The organism is Actinomyces sp. Z5, assembly GCF_003287795.1.
Taxonomy (GTDB): Bacteria; Actinomycetota; Actinomycetes; order Actinomycetales; family Actinomycetaceae; genus Actinomyces; species Actinomyces glycerinitolerans.
Genome location: NZ_QMIN01000067.1, coordinates 6,192 through 27,990, shown reverse-complemented (window position 1 = coordinate 27,990; position 21,799 = coordinate 6,192). Strand labels below are relative to the sequence as shown.

The following is a 21,799-nucleotide window of genomic DNA, read 5'->3' as shown; positions in this document are numbered from 1 at the left end:
GCCCACAAACACGAAGAGCCCGACAACCAAGAACGGGCTGGTTCGTCCAGAACTCCAATGGTTCTGGACGAACCAGCCCGCTGAAAACGGCGGCAGGTCGGCTCAGCCTCCGAAGTTGGCCCGCCCCCGCACGTCGGTAGCGTTGTAGTTCTCCGAGGACGAGGTCACGTGTGCGCCCAGCTGCGCGAGCAGCGCGTTCATGTCCTGGAGCGACTGGTTCCACTGCGCCTTGGCAGCCGTGTACTGGGCCTGCGCCTCACCACTCCAGTCGGACTGGGTCGGGCGCAGTTCCGCGTCCATGTCCTCCAGGTCGGAGCTCATCGCCGAGGACGCCTGAGTCAGGGCCTCGGCCGCGGCGGACATCGATCCGTAGTTCACCAGCATGTCGGTCATAGTTACTCTCCTAAGTCGTAAGCGTGGTGTGAGCTAGCTGTAAGCCTGCGGGATCAGGCCATCATCCCGTGGTAGCCCTGCGAGTTGGCCCCGAGGCTCTGGGCGTTCGACGCCGTCTCCTCCTCGGTGTTCTGGTAGGCGGCGTCGGTGTTCCGCAGCCCGGACTCGAAATTGCTGAGTACCCGTACGATGCTGCGGGCGTCCTGCAGCCACTGGTTGGTCGCCGCGGTGAAGGCCGCCCCACCAGTCCCCTTCCAGCCGGGGCTGAGCTCCTGGACGGCGTTCTCCACGTTGCGCAGGATGCTCTCCTGCTGGCCGCGATGGGTGGCGACGACGTTTGCGGCATTGGCTAGGGTGCCGCTCCCGGCTGCGAGGTTAGTACTCATGGTCTGTGACCTTTCTCAGGTGTGGTGCAGAGTCTGGCGCCGAGCAGAGGACCGCGAGCGCCGTTCCGCCCTCATCCGCTGTGACCGCGGTAACCACCGCGACACATCCCGGAGGAGGTTCGGTAACGGACCAAGACTAACCCCTCCACACGTTCCGTTGTCTACGGTTTTAACCAATCTCGCACTCAAACACCGCCACCTGCGGTGGGTAGAAATACCCATCCCGGCAGAACGGCGGCATTAACGCCGCCGTGACACGGAGGCCCAGATGTGCCACGATGGCACAGTCCTCCCCGTGGCAGGCGGGAGCCGCGTCCTCCCCGCGCGGCGGCATCGGATGACGTGTCACCGGCGCCGACCTCTTCCGACTTGCCCGCAGGTCGTTCCCGTCGCAGGAGAGTGCCTTTGAGCCAGTCGAGCAGTACCGTACACGGCGTGATGACAGTGCCCGCCACTGTGATATATCGCGGCATCCCGGCCGACGTGTCGCTGCCTGCGAACCTACCCCTGGCAGAGGTCCTGCCATCCCTCGCGCAACGCTTGGACGCATTGGAGCCCGACGGGGCGGTCTACGGCATGCGGCTGGTCACGGCAGCCGGCATCGGCCTGGAGGACTCGCGGTCCTTGGAGGAGCAACGGGTGGCGGCCGGCAGTGTGCTCACCCTGGAAGTGCGCAACCCGGATGAGGCCGCCCGCTATGACGACCTCGTGGAAGCGGTGGCGACGGCGGTTGAGCGGCAGGAGGTCGCGTGGCGTCCCGCGGACTCCACCACCATGTCCGTAGTCTCCACCTGTGTGATGTTCTTGGTCGCCGGAGGGCTGCTGCTGCGGCAGGACGGTCCGGGCCTGTTCGCGCCCGTGGCCGCGGCGACGGCGGCTCTGGTGCTGGTGTTGGCCGCATACGCGCTCAAGCGGCTCGGCAGGACGCACGGTTGGGCGCTGGTGCTCACCGCGGGAGCGCTGGTCGCCGTCGCGGCCTACACCGGCTACTCGGAAGTGGCCGCCTCACCCAGTGGCCTGCGCCTGGCGTTTGCCGGCGCAGCCCTGGCGATGACCGTGCTCGCCTGCATCCCGCTGCTCGGCAATGACCGTCCGCTCGTCGCGGGACCGGTGGTGGCCGGGGTCGCGTTGATCAGCGTCGGGTTCGGAACCGAGCTCGCTCATCAGCCGCTACCACACATGCTGGCGATCGTGTCCGCTTGCGCCGCGGTCCTGTCTCTGCTTGCGCCGTGGCTGGCGCTTGCCTCCGTGCCGATCGACGTACGCCTGCCCGATCGCATCGACTCGATCAGACCGGAGCCGGACATGGAGGTCGCGCCGTCCCTTACGGCTCGAGTGATGAACTCTCGCGGCCTGGTGCTATCCACCCGTATCGCCTGCTCGCTGATCGTGTTGCTAAGCGTCCCCTCGCTCATGTCCCAGGGCTGGGCCGGCACCGCCCTGGCCACCGCCATCGCCGTCGCCTCGCTGCTGGGCACCCGGGCGGTGCGCTCGCGCGCCGACGTCGTGGCGGGGATCGTCGGCGGGATGGGAATCCTGGCGACAGTGGTGGTAACGGTTGCGGTCAGCCGCACCGACCTGGTGGCACCGGTGACAGCTGTCGTTGGTGCCGTCGGGGTTGTTGTGCTGCTGTTGAATGTGCTCGGTCCGACGTACCGGCCACAGTTGGCCCGCGTCGCCGACGCTGCCGAGATCATCGTGCTGCTGACCATCCTGCCGCTGGCGGCGTTGGCCTGCGAGGTGTTGTAGGTGGCTTCCAATAAGGACATCCTGGATGCGCAGCGGTTCAACCGCCGTCGCCTCGTCACCGTATTCGTCGCCGGTGCCCCCGGGGGCCGCGAGCTTGAGCCCCGCAGCGTGACACGTCCGCTAATCGGTGGTATCGCCTTGTCACTGGTAATCCTGCTGGTGTCTTGGGTCTCCGGACTGTTCATCAGTTCCCTGCCGGACGGATGGGAGAACAACACCTTGGTGGTGGTCAACGGCGAGGGTGCCCGCTACCTGACGATCAACGGCAGATTGCGGCCGGTCACCAACCTGGCCAGCGCCATGCTGCTGTCCGAGACCGGTTCGTTCCAGGAAGTCTCCGTTGACGCCTCCGTCCTCGACGGCATTGAGCGCGGCAGCAAGGTGGGGATCGACGACGCCCCGGAGCACCTGCCCGAGGCCGACCGGCTGGTGGCGGACGGATGGTCGGCCTGCTCGACGGCGGACGGGACCACCATGACCTACCTGGGCTCCTCCCCCGCCGGCTTGAGCAGCGTGCAGCATGCGCTGGTGTCGGTCGGCGAGACCACCTATCTGGTGGCCGACGGCGTCAGCCACGAGATCCCTGCCGATCAGCTGAGTACCACGCTGCTGGCGCTGGGGCTGGAATCGGAGCCCGTCGTCGCCGTCGACGCCACCTGGCTCAACCTATTCGCGCGTGGCAGCACGCTGGAACCGTTCTCCGTCCCCGGTGCGGGCACCCCCGTGAACGGCCTGTCCGCGGCGATAACCGACCCGGTCGCGGGCATGCTGCTGTCGGTTACCGACGCTTCGGGTGCCGAGCGGTACTACGTCGTGCAGCAGGACGGCAGCCTGAGCCGCCTCAGTGAGGTGGCGGTGACCATGTACCAACTCGGCGAGGGAGCGGACACTCCGATCCAGGAGGTCGGGGTCTCCGATCTGACGCGTGTATCCACCAGCGGTGGCGCACCGTCGGACTGGCCCGAGTCTCTGGACACCGCTCTTTCGGAAGACGACTCCCTATGTGCCGTGCTCGGCGCGAGTTCCACCGGCGATGCGTCACAGACCGCTCTCGCCTCTGCCGACGCAATCACCACGGGCGGAGTGAGCGTTGCCGGCGGCACGGGGGCACTGGTGCGTTCGGTGTCCGGCGGCACCATGGGACCGGTCTTCCTGATCACCGATGCGGGCCGTGCTTGGGGCCTGGGCGGGGACCCGAGCGACACGGTGCAGCGGCTGGGGTACACGGAGGAGCAGATCGCCACGGTCCCCTCACCGTGGCTGGCCCTGTTCCCCACAGGCACTGAGCTCTCCCGAGAAGCGGTCTGGGAGGGGGTCACCGAGGAATGATCCGCACCGGCACTTCCGGCAGGTTCACCGATCTGCGGCACTCGCACCGGCGCAGGCGCCTGGGCGCAGTGCTCGCCCTGTCCTCAATCGTCGCAGTCGGCTTAGCGGCTGGTTTTCCGGCCGGCGGCATGGCGTCCGCGGATGAGACGCCCGCGACGGTTCAGACCGACGGCTTCGTAGCCCGCAACACGATTCCCCGCACCGAGAAAACCGCGGAGCCGCAGCCGCAGCCCACCCCGCAGGCACCAGAAGAGGAGCCGGTCGCCCAGGAGACCACGGAGCCGGAGCCCACGCCAGAGGCCACCGAAGCGGTCGAGCCGACGCCGGACCCCACGCCCACCACTGCCCCAACCCCGACCACCGCGACCGAGGTCGCCGACTGCGAACGCGGACAAACGGCGCTCGTGCAGACCCCGCCGTCGGTGATCGCACAGATCGGTGCGGAGCAGGCGTGGACCGTGTCCACCGGGCAGGGCGTCGTCGTCGCCGTCGTCGACTCCGGTGTGGACGCAACCAACCCGCACCTGACCCACGCGCTCGTCGACGGCGTGGACCTGACCGGAACCGGAGAGGCGACCACGGACGTGGACGGCCTGGGCACCGCCGTCGCCGGGGTGATCAGCGGGCGCGCCGTCTCCGGGTCAGGACTGACCGGGCTGGCACACGACGCCGCGATCATGCCGGTGCGGGTGCTGACGGACACCTCGGAGGCCGCCGTTGAGGCCGGCACGGGCCCACGCGCCGACCAGACCGCGTCGGGCATCGTCTGGGCCGCGGACAACGGAGCCACGATCATCGTGGTGCCGCGCGCGCTGAGCGAGGGCTCCGCAGAGCTGGCCGCGGCGGTGGAGCATGCAACCGCAGCCGGGGCGCTCGTCGTTGCCTCCACCGGCGACCAGCCGCAGGAGTCATCCGCCGCCAATGCTTCCGCGCAGCCCACTGCGGATGCCATCGGCACCGCCGGCACGGAAGCTGCCGAGGCGGACTCGACGACCCGTTATCCCGCCGCCTATGAGGGTGTCCTCGGTGTCACCGCCCTGGACTCCGCGGGCGCGGTTTCCGACGCCGTGCTGCACGGCGACGACGTCGACCTCGCCGTCCCGGCGCAGTCGGTGCTGACCGCATTCTTCGGCGACGGCGACTGCGTGGTCTCTCAGCAGGCTCCGTCCACGGCCCTGGCCACCGGATACGCGGGCGCCGCGGCGGCCCTGGTGGCGGAGGCTCATGGGACGGAGTCTCCGGCGGACTGGGCGTACCGACTCACCGTCACCGCCCTGCGCACCTCCCCGGCGGAGCGCAACGCCAACACCGGTTGGGGGCTGGTGGCGCCCTACGCGGCCATCGAGTTCGTCAACGATGGCACGGCACTCGGACCCGCCAATCCGCGCGGGAGTACCACAAGGGCAACCCCGGCGGTGGCCATGGCCACGCCCCCGTCCCCCGACCCGGCGCCGGCTCGACGGCGGCGGCTGGCGGCGAGCGTCGGCGCAGTGGGCACCATCGCGCTGATATTGCCCCTGGTGGCGTCCAAGGCGGGAGGTAGAGCACCGCGAGCCGCGGCACGCAAGTGAAGAACTACCCACGCGTGCACCTGGTAAGTGGCGTTGCAGGTTTGGTATGTTCCATTTCGGTTACACGCATGAGGAGGAGTTTCGGTGGCCAACGAGATCGATGACGCCGCGTCGCGGGCGCATGCGCATATTGATGGCTGGGTGCGTCAGGCGCAGGAGCGTGCGGAGGCCTCCCAGCGTCTGGCGAAGCAGGTGGAGTCTTTGCGCGAGACCGAGGTGAGCCGGGATCGGGCTATCAGCGTGACGGTGGATGCGGCCGGCAGGCTGGTCGATTTGAAGCTGCGCGAGCCGGCAATGGACTTCACGCCCGGCGATCTGGCCGCGGCGATCATGCGGGCGGTCCAGAAGGCGTCCGCGCGTGCGGGCGAGAAGACGGCCCAAATGGCCGCGGATGTGTGGGGTGAGGACTCGGCGGTTGCACAGCGAGTCCGGCAGGCCTACACCGGCGGCGAGGACGAGGGGACACCGCAGCCGCAGTCGGGGTCGGGCCGGCGGCCTGGGACCGCCCCGCGGGGTGCGGGCCTGATCGACCCGACAGGTTCGTTAGGAAGCTTCCGGCAGGGCGATGACGGGCGTGGCTTCAGGGGTGGTTGGTGATGGCTGACCTGGAGATCTCCCCGGAGGTGTGGCGCACCCACGCCGGGCACGTCGCCTCGGTAGGCGACGGACTGGACACCATCGACCAGGCTTCGGACGCCGCCCTGAGCGGCCTGCCCTTCGGGGTGATATGTACGCCGCTGTTCGCCCCGGCCTACGCGATCGCCAAGCTGGCCTTCGACTCGGGCACCTCCACGCTCAGCGGACAGCTGGACGAGGACGCGCAGACCCTGCGGAGCGTGGCTACCGACTTCGAGGAGACCGACTCCCAGGCGGCTACCGACGCTAACAACACCTACCCGACGGTCTGATCCCCGCTGACCCCACACGCCCGCCGTATCACCTGTTATTCGTTATTAGCTCACCCCCTGGAGGTCTGTCGTGACTGTTGCTAACCCGCTGGTTGCCGCGCAACAGGAGTCGGAGTCGTCATTTTGGGCGGGTACCGGTGTTGGCGAGGACATCTCGGATTTGAGCCAGGCCATCGGCGAGGGTTCGTGGGTGCAGGGGAGCCTGGCGGGTGTGGGTCTGGCCGGGGACGTGCTCTTCACCGTCACCAACCCGATCGCCGCCGGAGTCAGCATCGTCGTCGGCTGGATCATTGAGCACATCTCCCCACTGGATGAGATGCTGGAGCAGCTCACCGGTGACGCGGACGCGGTGATAGCCGGGTCGCAGACCTGGACGAACATCGCTGACGCTTACACCCAGCAGGCCACGAGCCTGAACGACTACCTCATCGCGGACATGGCCGACCAGGCCGGGCAGACCGCGGACGCGTGGAGAACCCGCGCGGGCAAGCTGGCCGGCGGTATGAATGCCATGTCGGCTGCGGCGGCGAACATCGCCAAGGGATTAGAGATCTCCGCGGCGATCGTGCAGTTCGTGCACGACATGGTGCGCGACGCGATCTCCGAGGCGATCGGCATGTTCTTCGAGGCGGCCGCAGAGGAGATCTTCTCCCTCGGCCTGGGTACGCCCGCGGTGGTGGCACAGATCGGCACCTGGGTGGCGGACAAGGTCAGCATGCTGGCCTCCAAGGCCAAGGACCTGGTCAACTCCTTCGAGGCGCTGTCCGAGCTGCTGAAGAAGATCGAGCCGGGCGTCACCAAGCTCATGAACGGCCTGAAGAAGCTCGACCTGTCCGACTGGGCCGAGAGCAAGGGCACCCAGGTGGGCCGCGACATCAAGAACCACATGAGCGGCTCCACCCCCAAGCACCACACCACCACCCTGACCGCAGCCCACACCACCAGCAGCACTTCGGGTGGCGGAGGCAACAGCGCTTCCACTACCAGCAGCCACTCCACCAGCAGTACGAGCTCCAGCCACTCCACCACCAGCACCAGCGGCAGCCACAGCACCACAAGTTCCGCCAGCAGTTCCGGCGGCGCGGGTAGCCCAGGCAGCGGCTCCGGCGGGTCCCATGCCAGCTACCACGGCATCGACCCGATCCACGGCGACACCACCGGTACAACGCCCTCGTCCTCCGCTCACAGCTCTACGAGTTCCTCGGCAGGCGCGACGCACGCATCCTCGTCGTCCCCAGCAGCATCGACGTCCTCGGCCCCGGCGTCCGCGAGCATGGCTGATGCCGCTGGTGGTAGCCACACCCGGGCCGGCACCACCACCCCGCAGGCCGACACCCCCGCCACCACCCCGGCGGTCCCGACGACCGATGCCAGCTACCACGGCATCGACCCCATCCACGGCGACACCACCAGCACCCCCTCCGCCCACAACACCACACACGCCGACACCACGCGCGCCGACGCCGGAAGTGGCGCCGACTCCCCGCGTGCGGGCAGCAGTGGCCCGGAGGGCACTCGCACCAGCGGCCCCGAGGCGGACACCGGCCGGACCGAGGCCGGCGACCCTGACGCCGGGTCCAGCCGCACAAACAACACCGACACTGGGCGCGCCGACTCTGGTAACGCCCAGGCCGAGGCCGACGGCACCCACGCCGGTGACGGCGCCGACGCGGACAGCTCTCGGCCCGCACAACACGACACCGAGTCTGCCGGCCGTGATGCCCAAACCACGCCAGCACGCACGGACGCCGACCAGCCCGACACCACCGCCCGCGACGGGTCCAGCCCGGAGACCGGACAGGACACCGGCCGCTCCGAGCGCCCGGACCAGCCCACGGGTGAGGGTGCCGGCCCGCACTCCTCGCGCACCAGCAGTCCCGATACCGACACCCCGGACGCCAGCAACCCGCACTCCGAGCGCGCCCCCGAGAGTGACCGGCCTGACACCCAACACGCCAACGACACCGGTGACGGCAAGACTGGCACCGACAGCGACCCCGAGCACACCAACCCCAACAACACCGACACCCACGGCCGATCCGATGCTGACGCCGACCCAGGCAGCAACCGGCCCGACGAGCACGGCAAACAGGCTCCCGACGAGCACCCCAAGGACCCGGAGTCGCCGGATTCTGAGCGCCCCAAGGGCCAGGAGCCGGACCCCGAGCACCCCAAGGGCCAGGAACCCGAATCCGTGTCTGCCCGCAGGGACCCGGAAGACAACAATTCTCACTCGAACGCCGCAGCAGCCGACACCACAACCCCACACACCAAAACCGACGACACACCCGACCCCACCGGCAACCACAAGGACACACCCGACGCCGACACCACCCACAACAGCGACACCGACACCAACAACGAACACGCAAAGGACGGCGCTGCCGACAAGGACGGTCAGCACGAGGGCGATGACGACCACAACGCTGACGATCACGCCGATGGAGATGGAGCAGACGGTGCTGACGGCGACGTTGATGACAGGTATCAGAAGAGTGTTCCTGAGTTATTCGAGGACCGAAAAGACTATATAAATGTGCGCGATGAGTTGCTGGGACAATTGGACGATTCAATGCCCGACGGCCTAGGACGAAACGCCTTCAATGTCGAGAACCGACAGCAGACCATACGTGATCTTTTAGATGATGGCTACGACCCGGAAGAGATCAAGAAGCTGCAAAAGATCTCAACCGATTTGACCGCCGCCAGGCAGAATGTCTCTGAGACTTCCGCGGCGATCGGCGAGGTCGGCGGGCAGCACTACTCGGATACGCATGGCGCTCCGGTGCTGGATGCGTGGCGTAACGAGAACAATGGCCACACCCCGCCGGGGGGCTACTCCGACGGCGCCGCGTTGAGCGATGACGGCAAGACCTTCTACGAGCTGGAGTACAAGGGCGTCACCGCCAAGCTGAGCAAAACGCCTGTGCACACCACGTTCGAAGGAGACTTTCCTCAGGGCACACCAGAGTACGCGCGCGATCACCTTATCACCGACCCGCGCTACGCCCAGTACTTCCATGACCATAAAGACGTGTGGGAAGCGATCAAGAGCGGGAAGACCAAACTATGCTTCCGAACCATTTCCACTCGCACACCACACGGGGAGCCGCACGTGCAGGACGTCCTCTTCGACCTGGTCGGAGACGGGCCAAACGGCCACAAGGTTCGCGACACCCTGCAGGAGATGATCGACGCGCTCGACTGAATGACGGCCCTAACCACGAGCATTGAGCGTTACGCAAAGTCTTCAACGGCCGATACAGTAGACATTGCGGACAGCGCAGCCTAAAATACTTAGTAGTCTAAAGGGTCACAGCCTTGCCGACTGGGCAGTCCGAGTGATTCAGGGAGGAAGCAGGTATGAGCAGTGCCAGCGACGGACAGGCCGGGACCGGCGGCCCTGCTGGGGCGGTTCCGGGGTTTGAGTTGTCTTTGCCTGGTGGTGGGGTGTTTCGGGTGGTTCCGCCGGAGGTGGGTGTGCCGGTGATCCGGCTGTGGTTGGAGCACGAGTGGCCCATGAGTGTCCGGGAGGGCCTGGAGCTGCGCGACCGTCTCGGCTGGCAATCGTCACCAACAGACGAGATGATGTTTACTACGGGTCACGACCTGGGCGGAAAAGATGCATACTTCATCGATCTCAAAGGTCAGCTGAATTCCTTTCACATGGGGTTGGCTTCGCGTATTCCTAAAGCCAGTGCGCCGCCGGAGGCGGCTGTGCTGGTGCGCCAGGTGTACGCCCAGTACGTCGAAGTGCTGACCGGCTTGTACGGTACCGGCACTACTAAGCACTTCCAGGGGCGTAACGGCCCCCAGGAGTCCACCACCTGGACCCTGCCGAGCGGGGCATCACTGACAGTGGGCGTCCTGGGAAGGATTATTGACGTCACCGTGGACTCGCCTGCTGCTAATCGTGCGGCCGAGGCTGAACGACGCTATCTCGCGGAGGAAGCTGAGTTCCCAACCGAGCCCCCGCCACGGCCCCGCACCAACAGGTGACCCAAGACGGTCACCGCGGTGCTGGCGCCCCTTCCAGATCCTCTGCCAGGCGAGCATGGCTATCAGGCGGATCGCGATGCCTGAATACGACACTCACACGCTCCAGGAACGACCGTGTTTGACCTGATTGGTGACGACGGAGTGCGTCGGCCGTTCACCGGCGATATCCGTGACCTCCGCCCAGGCGTCGTGCAACACCGTTTGCGTATTGATCAGGAGGAGGCCACGCGCCTGGGGTTGGGGCAGATCCCTGACGATCTGGAGGACCAGTATTGGGACCGTCGCTGGTACCCCACCCGTCCTGAGGACGGCACCATCGACTACGACTGTTTAACCAAAGACGAGTTCTTTGAACGCGACGCGGAGAATCATCGCCGCAACCGGCTGCGCCACGCACAGTTGCATTACACGGTCACCGAGGACACACGCGGCAGGACCCGTGTACGCCAGGTCCCGCCGAAAAGGCCCCGCTGGGCGGATGACCCGACGGGGCTGAAGATGCTCCCGCCCACCTGCAGCTTCCGGTTGCGTCGGGGCTTTCTGACCAGCATCCGCCTCGACGCCAACCAGCCTGAGCCCGACGTAAACCAGTGGTATGACCGGCTTAACCGTCAGGAGCAGGATGCCTGGATTGTGGGACTGTTCCGTACTGACGCTCCTGAAGGCCAGACCACCTTGGTGTTGGAGTACTACGGGCAGGCATGGGCGGCGGCCCGCACCGATGGCGTCCCCTGGCCCACCGACCTGAACGCCAGTGAACTCAGCATTCCGACGCTGTGGCTGCCCGTGACCCTGACACCCCTGCCCACCATCCCCAACGACCCGGGCAGCCCAGTATCCATCCCCCCATCCGCCGAGCCCGTCGCGGCCCAAGTCGCCACCGATCATGCCGTGTTCGGCCCCTGGTGGAGTGATGGAGACCCGGTCCTGCCGTACCGGCCCCAGCCATGGATCAAGCCGGCCCCCAACCGTGAACACTACCGACAAGCACTGGGCCACAAAGCCAAGCGCTCCTACCGGAAGGCACAAGAGCAAAGGGAACAGGAGATGCACCGCAACCAGGAGGACGCTGGCCAATGAGCACGCCCGACCAGCCAGTTCCCGATCAGCCCACGGCCGAGGAGCGCTTCGAGCGCGCCGTCGCGGGACTGCGCGAGCTGCCGCCCACCGGGGCGGTCACCTTCCGCGGCATTACCAGCCCGACCGGCACCCAGCCAGGAGTGGTAGTGCCCCGGGGTATCACCGCCACCAGCCGTGACCTCGTGGTAGCCACCGCGGGCATGACCAGCCCCGGCATCGCCGTCGTGGTAATGCACACAGGAAGGGACGTGGCACCGGTTTCTGCCGTACCCGAGGCCCAGGAGGTGGCCCTGCTTCCCGGAACCGTCTTGTACACCGGCCGCTTCCTCCAGGTCGCCGGACACACCGTCGAACTGGTTGAGCAGCTCATGCCCACCGACGAACAGCAGTGGGCCAGCCAGCTCACCAATGACGCCGTCGCCCAACTCATGCGCGCCGTCGCCACCACCATCACCAACGCCCAGGGCCGAACACCCCCGGTAGACCCCGCCTACTGCGCCCGCTTCGCCGTACCAATCGCATGAAACAGCCCGGCACATGCTGGAGTACCGGGCTGACGGGTTGATCAACTCACTGACAAGCTGAACCAGCACCCGGCTCACAGCAGCCAGAGCCGATCACCGCAGCCCGTAACGCCGCTCCTGACTCTCGCGCACCAGCGACCCCGGGAACACCAACCCCAACGACACAGACACCGACACTCACGGCCGGTCCGATGCTGACGCCGACCCGGGTGGCAACCGGCCTGGCGACCACAGCCCACAGCAGCATCAACCCGACGAGCACGGCAAACAGGCCCCCGACGAGCACCCCAAGGATCCAGAATCGCCGGACCCCGAGCGCCCCAAGGGCCAGGAACCCGAATCCGTGTCTGCCCGCAGGGACCCGGAAGACAACAACTCCCACTCGAATACCGCAGCAGCCGAGGCCACAACCCCACACACCAAAACCGACGACACACCCAACCCCGACACCAGCCACAACAACGACACCCACACCAGCAACGACCACGCGAAGGACGGCGCTGCCGATAAGGACGGTCAGCACGAGGCCGTCAATGACCGTCACGGCGAGTCGACCTCGGATGCTGATTCTGCAGATGCGAAGGACTCGCCTGACGCCGGGGACGGCAAGCAGCACTATGACCCGGATCAGGATGCCTTTAACCACGAGCACCGGCCCGACATCAAGCACAACGTCACGGTTGGAGCCGACAGCCCACTGGCACCTAAGACGACCAAGCCCTTCGGTGACGGCGTCGACCTGCAACCGAACACCTGCTACGACGTGGCCGAACGCGGCAAGTTCTACACCAACGAGCAGGGCGAGATCGTGCACGTGGAGACCGAGTCCGCGGCTCTGCGCCAGACGTGGTGGGACCACGACGGCGTGTCCCCGATGAACCCGGACCTGAAGGATCCGCTGCCTAATGCCACCTATACGGTGGACGGCAAGTTCCACTACACCACCGACCCCTGGGGTCGCACCGTACGCATCCAAGTCGATCGCATGGATGTGGTCGACCAGAGCCTGCGGTATCGGTCCGAGTCCGTGCAGCAGCGGATCGGCCATTACGGGGACGGAATCGCCAAGGACACCTATGATGGTGGGCACATGGTTGGTTCGCAGAGCGGAGGCGGGCCCGAGGATCTCAACGAGGTCCCCATGCACAAGGACGTCAACCGCGGGACCAACGGCACCTACCCGAAGAGTTATAGACGGTTTGAGTATGAGGTCGCCGCTAACCCGGACAACTACAGGAACATCGACATCCGCATCGAGTACGACGGCCCACCAGCCAACGCCGACTCCGTCAACCGTCTCAGCGACGTCAACCCGGTTGATAGAGTACCAACACGTTGGGAAGTACATTCACAGGACGCGAATGGCATTTCTAGAGTTCCAAGACGCTTTGAAAACCGGTGAACACAAGAAGAGGACCAAGAATGACGCCAAGGGAAATAAAGTCGACAGAGTGCGTCATTAGAGAATTAGAAGAAACTATCCAAAACTGGATACAGCATGCTGGAGCATCCCATACCGAAATAGTCATCAACGCTATTGGTCGAACCAGCCAGTACGACCCACAGTTAACTGTTGACGGAACCACGAATAGGGTTATACCCCCATACGGTACACGACTACCATTCGGCGATCTTCGTCACGCGCAGGCGTTGCCTGGTCGTGGTGCGTGGACGTGGTGCCACTTGTGGATGGATGCCGCCGACGGGGTGCTGCACCAGGAGAGCGACTGGATGCGCGAGCCGATCTTCGACGAACCTGATGGTGGCCCGCCGGGACCGCGGGATTGTTGGATTGAGCTGGATCTGTATCCGCGTGACGACGAGTTCATCCCGGACTGGCTGCGCAAGGGCTACGAGGCCGAACTCAAACGCCAGGAGCGCAATGCACGTCGCCGTGAGAACTACCGCCGCAAGCGCGAGCAGGAACGCGGCGACTGACCACAGCCGTTTTGCGGGCGTCGACCTATATCACCGATTGAGATTAGGAAGCCCGGAATCGGCAACGTCGCCTGGGAATACGGACGTGCCTGAGCGATGCACACGGCATCGGCGACGCCCCACCGCCGCCCAACCCGACAACGACAACGCCACCTCGCACCCAAATACGACCACAGATCGCAGCCCCGCGCGGGAACCGCTGCGCCCTCAAACCGGGAGAGCCGCACAACCATGTTTGATTTGATTGGCGACGATGGGGTGCGCCGTCCATTCACCGGCGACATCAGAGACCTCCGCTTCGGTGTCATCAAAGACCGTTTGCGCATTGACCAGTCCGAGTCCACACGTCTGGGGCTGGGACAGATCCCCGATGATCTTGAGGACCAGCACTGGGACCGACGCTGGTACCCCACCCGTCCTGAGGACGGCACCATCGACTACGAATGCATGACCGATCAGGAGTCCCAAGAACGTGACGCCGAGAATTGGCGCCGCAACCGGCTGCGCCACGCACAGACAGAATACGTCGCATTAGAGGATCAGCGTGGCGGTACGAGGGTGCGTCGGGTCCCGCCCAGCAAGCCGCGTTGGGCCGATGAGGTCCTATCGCCGGTAAAGACTCCTCCCACCTACAGCCTTCGGTTGCGTCGAGGCTTTTCGACCAGCATCCGCCTCGACACCGACCAGGCCGACCGGACAGAAATAGACGCCGATCGGTGGGACTACGGGCTGGAGCGGTCGGATCAGGACGTCTGGATCGTAGGACTATTCCGCACCACCAACCCTGCAGGCCAGACCACATTCGTGCTGGAGCACTACGGGCGGGCATGGGCGGCCTCACGCACCGATGCAGAGCCCTGGCCCACCGACCTAAACGCCATGGAGATCAGGCTCCCGGTCCTGTGGCTTCCCGTGACCCTTACGCCACTGCCCGCCGTCCCAACCGACCCGGGCAGCCCGATAACTGTCCCCTCCGCCGAACCCGTCCCGGCACGGGTCGCCACCGACCACGCCTTGTTCGGCCCCTGGTGGAGGGACGGTGATCCGATCCTGCCCTACCGGCCCCAGCCATGGATCAAGCCCGCACCAAACCGTCGGTACTACCGGCAGTCCGAGGGCATTGCCGCCATGTTCACTTTTCGTAGGATGCAGGAGCGCCAACAATCCGAAAGCGGCCCGGACCAGGAGGACACCAGCCAATGACCACGCCAAACCAGCCCGTTCCCGACCAGCCCACGCCCCAGGAACGCTTCGAACGCGCCGTCGCCATCACCATCACCATCACCAACGCCCAGGGCCAAACACCCCCGGTAGACCCCACCTACTGCGCCCGCTTCGCAGCACCAATCGCATGAGCAACAGCCCGGCACATGCTGCAGTGCCGGGACGACGGGTTGATCAACTCACTGACAAGCTGAACCAGCACATGCTGGACCGGCTCATAGCAGTCGTCGATCACCGCAGCCCGTAACGCCGCTCCTGACTCTCACGCACCACCTGCTGCGCCTGCCAGGTGACGCCCGACAGCGGAATGTACTCATGCGTCTCCTGCGTGTAGCCGCGGGCCACCGCCCAGTCCCAGATCCGCGAGCACTGGGCCACGGCCCGAGCCTCCAGCGACGGCGGCCACGCCCCCATCCAGGACAGTCCCGTCAGCGCCACCGCCTGTCCATCCGGCATCACCATGTAGGCATCCGCGCTCTTAACCACCTTCCCCAGCGTCACGCGGGCGAACAGGCTGGTGCGCGAGGTCGGCCAGGGGAAGTCGCGCGTTTGTCCGAACACATGCAGGTGGATTCCGGTCGCGTCCAGTACGGTGTGACTGCGCGCCATGGTGACGACCAGAGCCAGCGACGCCAGGCCCGCGAACAGCGCCACCAGCATGTAGCCGATCCTGTCCGGCTCATTCACCAGGTACCAGCCGGCGCCGTACAGGCAGGCGAGTCCGAAACCCGCCGTCAACCAGAAGGCAAAGCCACCGGATGTCGTGATGTTGGACTTGAGCACGAGCCGCTCCTGCGAGAGCGGGATCGGGGCCAGTTCAACTTTCAGGGGCTGCTCCTCACCCGCCATTCCCGGCTGCTGAAAACCCGCAGGATAAGGCTGCCCGGCCGACGGCGTCGTCGCCCCCTGGCCGGCCGGGGGGCCCGGCTGCACGTAACCGTAGCCGGACTGCGTGGGGACGTGCCCATACTGACCGCTCCCGAGCGCCTGCCCGCCGGCATCTGAGCCGTACTCGGGGGCTCCATACCCGCCGGGCTGCCCGTACTGGCCGTAACCCTGTACGCCCGGGCTCAGCCCTTGCCCCTGCCCCTGAGGCGCCTGGACCTGCCCCCGTCCCGGTGTCGGCTGCGTCATCTCACTCTCCTCTGTCACGGGACGATCATGATAACGACCGGGGCTAGTCGACGGGAACCCCGGGATGACGCGGCGGCGAGGCAGATGTCACGCCTTCAGCGCCCGCACAACGGTGACAGTCCGGACACAACTGGCGTAGCGTGTTCGTGACATGTGGGTGGTCGGCCCCCCCCACCACGCCTGGCGCTTCGACGTCGGCGCGAGGGTGGGGAGCGCTCCCCACTCTCATGCCTTCAGATCAACGCCCTCACCGGCTACGGTCGTTCACATACGGCTCCACCGCCACCTCAACCACTACAGATTTACATCCGCCCCTGCGAACAGTTGGAGACACAATGTCCGGTACTTTCTCGGTCGACTACGACACCGCGACGAGCAACTCCGCCAAGATGGCCACCGCCTCCGACGAGTACGCCTCACCAGCAGCAACCAGCGTGGACTCGGTCACCGTCAACCAGTCGACCACGACCTGGTCCACCCACACCCAGGCCCACTCCTGCATGCGCGCATACACCGATGTGCTCGATCAGCTCCAGGCCTGCATCGCCTCCACGCAGAAGGATCTGGACACGCTCAAGACGAACTATGACGCCGCCGTCACCGCCTTCACCGAGCAGGACGAGCAGAGTAAGGAAGACGCGTTACAGACCCTGAAGAAGTGGAGCGAGAACCGCTCCGAAATCCCCGATACGTCGAGGCCCACCGGCCTGCCCGGCGGTCCCGCTCAGACAAGGGCCACCGCCGAGTAGCGTCCACCGCCCGCGGCCGTACGATTCGCACGCGCCTCGGCCCGGCGTAGAGAAAACCAAGAAGACTGACATACGACGAAGGATCGACAAGGACTAACGAAGCATGGGAACGAACGCCGACGAGTTGAAGAAGATCCACGACCTCGACCTGGACGACTACGGGGACGACGTCATCCTCGCCCAGATCCGGTCGAACTTGGTCTCCTGCGACGACACCATCCGCACGATCGCCGCCAGCCCCGCCTTCGAGGGCGAGACCCAACTCGCCGTCAACGGGGCACTCGCCCAGCTGCAGGCGGAGGTGCGCAAATGGTACGCAGCAGTAGACGCCATCAAATCCGAGCGCACCACGGCCCGCGACTCCATGCGCACCGCCAAGCCCAAGTATGACGAACTGCCCGAGCACACCTCAGACATCATGGATGAAGAAATCGTCATTGAGGACAGGCGTAACAGGCAGGCCGCCGAAGCGCTCTCCCCCATGGACACCACGCTGACCGCCTCGGCAGCGGCCCTGCGCGCGATTGACCTCTCACGGCCGGAGTTCGACCCGAATCGCCAGGTCGACCAGACACCGCTCGACGAGCTTCCCAGCTCCAGTTCCGCAGGCAACGGCGGCGGCGGTGGCACCACTTCGGGAGCAGGCGCCGGCGGCGGTGGGGCCGCAGGCTCCGGAGGAGCCGGGAGCACCGCCGGCTACGGGGCAGGCACTTACGCCACCGGTCACGCCGTCCCCCTCGTGCCAACCGCAACCGGTACAGCCGCAATCGGTACGACGGCGGTCACCGCGACTTCACGTCTCGTTCCCAACACCCATATCGGTCACTCCGTCACCCAGGTTGATCGCTTCACCAGCAGAGTCAACGGTCCGGCTTCGACACAGAGCACCGCATTTGCGTCGGCACGCTACACGGTTGAGAACGGCAAACTCATCCCCCTGGCATCCGCAAGTCACACCACGTCAGTCGGCGGAGCGGGCGGTCCCGGCACCACCGGCCTTGTCGCCGGAACTGCTGGCACTGTCGGCGCCACAGCCGCGGCCGCGGCTGTCGTGCGCGGGTTGAGCGGAGCCAGCGGAACCGCAGCCGTCGGCACCAGCGCAACAATGGGCGCCACCACGACCGCCGGCATCAACGGCAGCACCGGAATGGCGGCTACCACTGCTGGTGCCGCTTCCGCTCAGGGCAGCAGCACCGCGGGATCCGCCGCGCACGGCGCAACCGGACGCCCCGCCATGGGTGCGCCGGCCGCGGGACGCGGCGGGGGGCAGTCGCGCCAACGGCGGCGCCCCCACGGCACCTACGACATCCCACTGCTGGAAGACGAGGTCCAGGAGGACTACATCGCGGATCCCGGCGTGGCCGGGCAGGCGGGCTCGCTGGAGACCTTGACCACCCCGGAGTGGACCCAGGAGTCCGACTCCTGGTGACCCCGACGAACAACGCCTGAACGCGAGCGGCGTCCTTCGCCTCCCGGAGCGGCTAACGGATGTTCTCTCAGTCGTCCAGCTCCAGGAGCATGCGGGTATTGCCCAGGGTGTTGGGCTTGGCACGCGCCAGGTCGAGGAACTCGGCGACGCCGTCGTCGTGGCTGCGCAGCATCTCCACGAAGATGTCGGTACCCACGGGCGTGCCCTGAATCTCCTTGAACCCGTGGGCGGCGAAGAAGTCGACCTCGAAGGTCAGGCAGAACACCCGCCGCAACCCCAGGGTGCGGGCACGGTCCAGCAGGTTGTTCAAGATGGCATGGCCGACGCCGTGGTGCAGGTGGTCGCGGCGTACCGCCAGCGTGCGCACCTCCGCGATGTCATCCCACATGACGTGTAGGGCGCCGCAGCCGATCAGCCCCGACTCGGTAGCGCCGTCGAGTTGGCCGGTGCCCTCCGCGACGGTGAACTCCTGAATGTCCTCGAAGTAGTTGATCAGGTCCTTACCGATCAGGATGCGCCGCTCCGCATAGGGGCGCACGAGCTCGGCGATGGCGCGCGCGTCGGCAGGGCGGGCGGGGCGCAGCACGGTGCGCCAGGCCGCGTCCCGGAAGCGGTCGGGCAGCCGGGCGGCAGCGTCGGACGCAGCCACGGGTACCGCCGGCGATGCCGTCGGGGCGGCAGACGCCGCCGCATCCGCCGCGGTGGTCGCATCCGTTTCGGCTCCCGCGCTGGTTGCGGGCACCACGGCGCTCGACTCAGCGTTGTCGGTGCTGGGCATATTGCGCATGCGGCCCATGTTCGCGCTTCTCCTTCCGTGCGGCCAGCGCCAGCACCGCGCGGGCGGTCGCGTCGTCGACCACCAGGTCGGTGGCCACGCGGGCCCGCAACGCCGCCAGCAGGGCGCGCGTCTTGCCGACACCCGCCACCACACACAGTCTGCGAGGAATCCGCGACAGCTGCGCCGGCGTCGGACCGGTGGCGCGCACATTGAGGGCGACGTCACGCCAAGTGCCGTCCTGACGCAGCATGACGGTGCACACGTCACCGACGACGCCGTCGCGCAGCAGCAGGGCGCGGTCCTGCTCGCTCAGGTGCCCGCCGCTGTAGACCTGGCTGGGCAGCGCCGCACTCGGATCCAGTGAGCCGACGCCGAAAACCGCCAGGCTCGCCCGGTCCGCGAGCGCCAGCACGCGCCGCACGGAGCGCTCCGACCACATGGCCTCCCGGGTGGCGGCGTGGTCGAAGAACGCGGGAACCGGGAAGGCGACGGTGCGCGCGCCGAGTCGCTCGGCGAAGTCGGCCAGTACCTCCCCCACATTCGGGCCGTCGCCCTCGGGTGCGGTGGCCCCGTTGAGCTGAACCACGGTCAGTCCCGGCACGCGGCGTCGCGGCAGGGCGGCGGAGACCTCCGACATGGTGGTGCCCCAGGCCGCACCCATCACCCCGTTCTCGGGGGCGAGGGCCACCAGCTCCTCGGCGGCCACGGCGGCGACCTGCTCCAGCCGGTGAATCTCGGTGGTGCCCTCGCGCACGGGCACGATCCGGGCGGAGACGTTGAAGGTGTCCCTCAGTGCCGCCTCCAGGGTGCCGGCACCGCCGGGCGCGGTCAGGGTGATGCGGACAATGCCGTCGGCGCGTGCCCGCGTCAGCAGGCGGGACACGGTGGAGCGCGACACGCCCAGGTGGCGGGCGATCACGTCCATGGTCTCCCCTTGGACGTAGTACATCGAGGCGGCCTCATAGCAGCGCTCGAGTGAGACCGTGCTGCCGGCCCCCTCCGTCATGCATCCCCCTGTCACCCACTGGCCTGCACGTTCGTGCGCCATGAGCGACCATTATCGCATGCGCCGGCGGCTGCCCTTGACACCTGGCACCGGTTTGGCCCCCGTAAGTCGGTTTGGATCGCCCCAGTAGCACACTGCGGCGCTCCAAACCGAAGGCAGGGGTCCGAACAGAGGATGGCGGTCCAAACGGGTTGGACGCGATATCCGCGGGGTCAGCGCGCCCGGTCGGCGCGCTCCGGCTTGGGCTCGATGCCGGCCAGCCGGGACAGGCCGTAGGCGGCGTGCAGCACCCAGATCGGGTGGACCGTCTTGACGCCGCTGGACTGCTCGATCTGCCAACGGCAGGTCTCGGTCTCACACACCGCCAGGTTCGGGTTCACCTCACGCACGATGTCGAACAGGGGTCCACCGACCGCCTGGGCGACGTCGTACTTCTCCTTCTTCAAACCGTAGGTCCCGGCGATGCCGCAGCAGGCCCGGCCGGACTCGACCACGTGGAAGCCCGGCACCAGTTCCATGAGCTCGATCGCGGGCATCCCCATGTTCTGCCCCTTGAGCTGGCAGGGGGCGTGGTAGGCGACCGTGGCGTCGATGCGGCGGAAGTGGTGCGGCAACTCACCGGCGTCGTCCAGGTCGCGCAGGAACTCCGACAGCTCCACCGTCCGCGGGGACACGTCGGCGAGTACCTCGGCGTCCACGCCCATGATCTCGTGAGCCTCGTGCTTGAGCATGCCGGCGCAGGAGCCGGAGGAGGAAACGATCGTCAGGTCCTTGCCGGCCGCCGCCAGCTGCTCGCACAACTTGACCACATTGGCAGACGCCTGCCCGTACAGGCCGTTGGACTGGGCGGCCAGGCCGCAGCAGCCCTGCTTGGGCACGATCACCTCATAGCCGATGTGCTCAAGCACCTCGATGGCGCGTTTGGAGGTCTCCACCTCGAAGTAGCCACCGGCGCAGCCGTGGAAGAACACGATCGGCCCGCGGGAGCCGGCGGGCACCAGCGTGCGGGCCCGCTTGGTGCGACGACGCAGCCAGCCGGACAATGACTGCGGCTGTGCGTGCGGCATGGGCGCGTCGCGGTGCACCCCGACCGTCTTCTCCATGACCACGCGGATGGGCTTGTTGGCCAGTGCGGCGTTGGCCAGCGGCGCGATAGGGGTCATCACCTTGCCCATGAGGGTGGTCTGGGTGATCAGCCGGTCGCGCACGGGCACAGCGTTGTTCTGCGCGCGCATGACGGCGCGGGCCTGGTTGTTCAGCTCGGCGATCTTCACGCCCTGCGGGCACACCCGCGTGCAGGTGCCGCAGGAGGAGCAGTAGTCGATGGAGTGGTCCACGCTCTCCCCGTTGCGGTAGCGCTCCGCCTGCGGGCCGACGAACTTCGGGCCGGGGAACAGGTCGGTGACCTCCATGACCGGGCACATCGTCTCGCAGATGGTGCACTTGACGCAGCAGTCAAGGCTGGCTCGAGCCAGCGAGTGGGCGGCGGTTTCGACGGCGGCGGCGCCGCTCTTGACCCGCGCCCCGCCCTTGCCGGGCAGCGGCAGGTCCCAGCGCTGAGCCAGGGTGTCGACGTCGAACATCAGTCCTGCTCCTTCGTTA

At 66.8% G+C, this 21,799-nt stretch carries 21 protein-coding genes; 15 read left to right on the top strand and 6 right to left on the bottom strand.

Annotated features, from left to right (window positions below; genetic code table 11):
• Positions 1 to 102: 102 nt before the first annotated feature.
• On the bottom strand, positions 103 to 393 hold the full coding sequence (locus DRB06_RS09365; protein ID WP_073330012.1) for a WXG100 family type VII secretion target: 291 nt from the start codon (positions 391 to 393) through the stop codon (positions 103 to 105).
• A gap of 53 nt (positions 394 to 446) precedes the next feature.
• Positions 447 to 779, bottom strand: coding sequence for a WXG100 family type VII secretion target (locus tag DRB06_RS09360; protein ID WP_073330015.1), 333 nt, complete (start codon positions 777 to 779; stop codon positions 447 to 449).
• 438 nt (positions 780 to 1,217) lie between these two features.
• On the opposite strand from DRB06_RS09360, the gene eccD reads away from it, so the two are divergent.
• The 13 genes from eccD (at position 1,218) to DRB06_RS16165 (ending at position 15,232) form a co-directional block, all read left to right on the top strand.
• Positions 1,218 to 2,528, top strand: coding sequence for a type VII secretion integral membrane protein EccD (gene eccD, locus DRB06_RS09355; RefSeq protein ID WP_111819799.1), 1,311 nt, complete (start codon positions 1,218 to 1,220; stop codon positions 2,526 to 2,528).
• Positions 2,529 to 3,857 carry a type VII secretion protein EccB gene (eccB, locus tag DRB06_RS09350; RefSeq protein WP_108965909.1) on the top strand — a complete coding sequence of 443 codons (1,329 nt, stop codon included), beginning with the start codon at positions 2,529 to 2,531 and terminating at the stop codon, positions 3,855 to 3,857. It begins immediately after the preceding gene.
• The gene (locus tag DRB06_RS09345; RefSeq protein WP_108965907.1) at positions 3,854 to 5,428 is read left to right on the top strand and encodes a S8 family serine peptidase; all 1,575 of its coding nucleotides are present in this window, start codon (positions 3,854 to 3,856) and stop codon (positions 5,426 to 5,428) included. The genes eccB and DRB06_RS09345 overlap by 4 nt, the downstream gene beginning before the upstream one ends.
• An 84-nt stretch (positions 5,429 to 5,512) precedes the next feature.
• Positions 5,513 to 6,025, top strand: coding sequence for a YbaB/EbfC family nucleoid-associated protein (locus tag DRB06_RS09340; RefSeq protein WP_111819791.1), 513 nt, complete (start codon positions 5,513 to 5,515; stop codon positions 6,023 to 6,025).
• Complete coding sequence (locus DRB06_RS09335) at positions 6,025 to 6,336, top strand: type VII secretion target (protein ID WP_073330027.1); 312 nt, start codon at positions 6,025 to 6,027, stop codon at positions 6,334 to 6,336. Before DRB06_RS09340 ends, DRB06_RS09335 begins: the two co-directional genes overlap by 1 nt.
• Positions 6,337 to 6,406: 70 nt before the next feature.
• The gene (locus tag DRB06_RS09330; RefSeq protein WP_146750852.1) at positions 6,407 to 9,544 is read left to right on the top strand and encodes a hypothetical protein; all 3,138 of its coding nucleotides are present in this window, start codon (positions 6,407 to 6,409) and stop codon (positions 9,542 to 9,544) included.
• Positions 9,545 to 9,699: 155 nt separating this feature from the next.
• The gene (locus DRB06_RS09325; protein ID WP_220093012.1) at positions 9,700 to 10,335 is read left to right on the top strand and encodes a DUF6301 family protein; all 636 of its coding nucleotides are present in this window, start codon (positions 9,700 to 9,702) and stop codon (positions 10,333 to 10,335) included.
• Between the two features lie 114 nt (positions 10,336 to 10,449).
• Positions 10,450 to 11,415, top strand: coding sequence for a hypothetical protein (locus DRB06_RS09320; protein ID WP_111819789.1), 966 nt, complete (start codon positions 10,450 to 10,452; stop codon positions 11,413 to 11,415).
• Positions 11,412 to 11,939, top strand: a complete 528-nt coding sequence (locus DRB06_RS09315; protein WP_111819788.1) for a hypothetical protein — start codon at positions 11,412 to 11,414, stop codon at positions 11,937 to 11,939. Before DRB06_RS09320 ends, DRB06_RS09315 begins: the two co-directional genes overlap by 4 nt.
• Before the next feature lie 343 nt (positions 11,940 to 12,282).
• Entirely contained in the window at positions 12,283 to 13,341 is a 1,059-nt protein-coding gene (locus DRB06_RS09310) for a DNA/RNA non-specific endonuclease (RefSeq protein WP_111819787.1), read from the top strand.
• Between the two features lie 287 nt (positions 13,342 to 13,628).
• Positions 13,629 to 13,877 carry a hypothetical protein gene (locus tag DRB06_RS09305; RefSeq protein WP_111819786.1) on the top strand — a complete coding sequence of 83 codons (249 nt, stop codon included), beginning with the start codon at positions 13,629 to 13,631 and terminating at the stop codon, positions 13,875 to 13,877.
• Positions 13,878 to 14,108: 231 nt separating this feature from the next.
• Positions 14,109 to 15,080, top strand: a complete 972-nt coding sequence (locus DRB06_RS09300) for a hypothetical protein (RefSeq protein ID WP_111819785.1) — start codon at positions 14,109 to 14,111, stop codon at positions 15,078 to 15,080.
• The gene (locus tag DRB06_RS16165) at positions 15,077 to 15,232 is read left to right on the top strand and encodes a hypothetical protein (RefSeq protein WP_181575245.1); all 156 of its coding nucleotides are present in this window, start codon (positions 15,077 to 15,079) and stop codon (positions 15,230 to 15,232) included. Before DRB06_RS09300 ends, DRB06_RS16165 begins: the two co-directional genes overlap by 4 nt.
• Positions 15,233 to 15,332: 100 nt before the next feature.
• On the opposite strand, the gene DRB06_RS09295 is transcribed toward DRB06_RS16165, so the two are convergent.
• Entirely contained in the window at positions 15,333 to 16,235 is a 903-nt protein-coding gene (locus DRB06_RS09295; protein ID WP_111819784.1) for a hypothetical protein, read from the bottom strand.
• Between the two features lie 335 nt (positions 16,236 to 16,570).
• Between DRB06_RS09295 and DRB06_RS09290 the strand changes: the two genes are divergently transcribed.
• Both DRB06_RS09290 and DRB06_RS16160 read left to right on the top strand, forming a co-directional pair.
• On the top strand, positions 16,571 to 16,984 hold the full coding sequence (locus DRB06_RS09290) for a hypothetical protein (RefSeq protein ID WP_108965889.1): 414 nt from the start codon (positions 16,571 to 16,573) through the stop codon (positions 16,982 to 16,984).
• Between the two features lie 103 nt (positions 16,985 to 17,087).
• Positions 17,088 to 18,413 carry a hypothetical protein gene (locus DRB06_RS16160; protein ID WP_181575244.1) on the top strand — a complete coding sequence of 442 codons (1,326 nt, stop codon included), beginning with the start codon at positions 17,088 to 17,090 and terminating at the stop codon, positions 18,411 to 18,413.
• Between the two features lie 67 nt (positions 18,414 to 18,480).
• On the opposite strand, the gene DRB06_RS09275 is transcribed toward DRB06_RS16160, so the two are convergent.
• From DRB06_RS09275 to DRB06_RS09265, 3 genes are all read right to left on the bottom strand, one after another.
• A complete protein-coding gene (locus DRB06_RS09275; protein WP_083565793.1) occupies positions 18,481 to 19,191 on the bottom strand; it encodes an amino-acid N-acetyltransferase in 711 nt (236 codons plus the stop codon).
• The gene (locus DRB06_RS09270; protein ID WP_258522219.1) at positions 19,169 to 20,197 is read right to left on the bottom strand and encodes a sugar-binding transcriptional regulator; all 1,029 of its coding nucleotides are present in this window, start codon (positions 20,195 to 20,197) and stop codon (positions 19,169 to 19,171) included. The genes DRB06_RS09275 and DRB06_RS09270 overlap by 23 nt, the downstream gene beginning before the upstream one ends.
• Positions 20,198 to 20,409: 212 nt before the next feature.
• Positions 20,410 to 21,780, bottom strand: a complete 1,371-nt coding sequence (locus tag DRB06_RS09265; protein WP_111819783.1) for an anaerobic glycerol-3-phosphate dehydrogenase subunit C — start codon at positions 21,778 to 21,780, stop codon at positions 20,410 to 20,412.
• Positions 21,781 to 21,799: the final 19 nt, after the last annotated feature.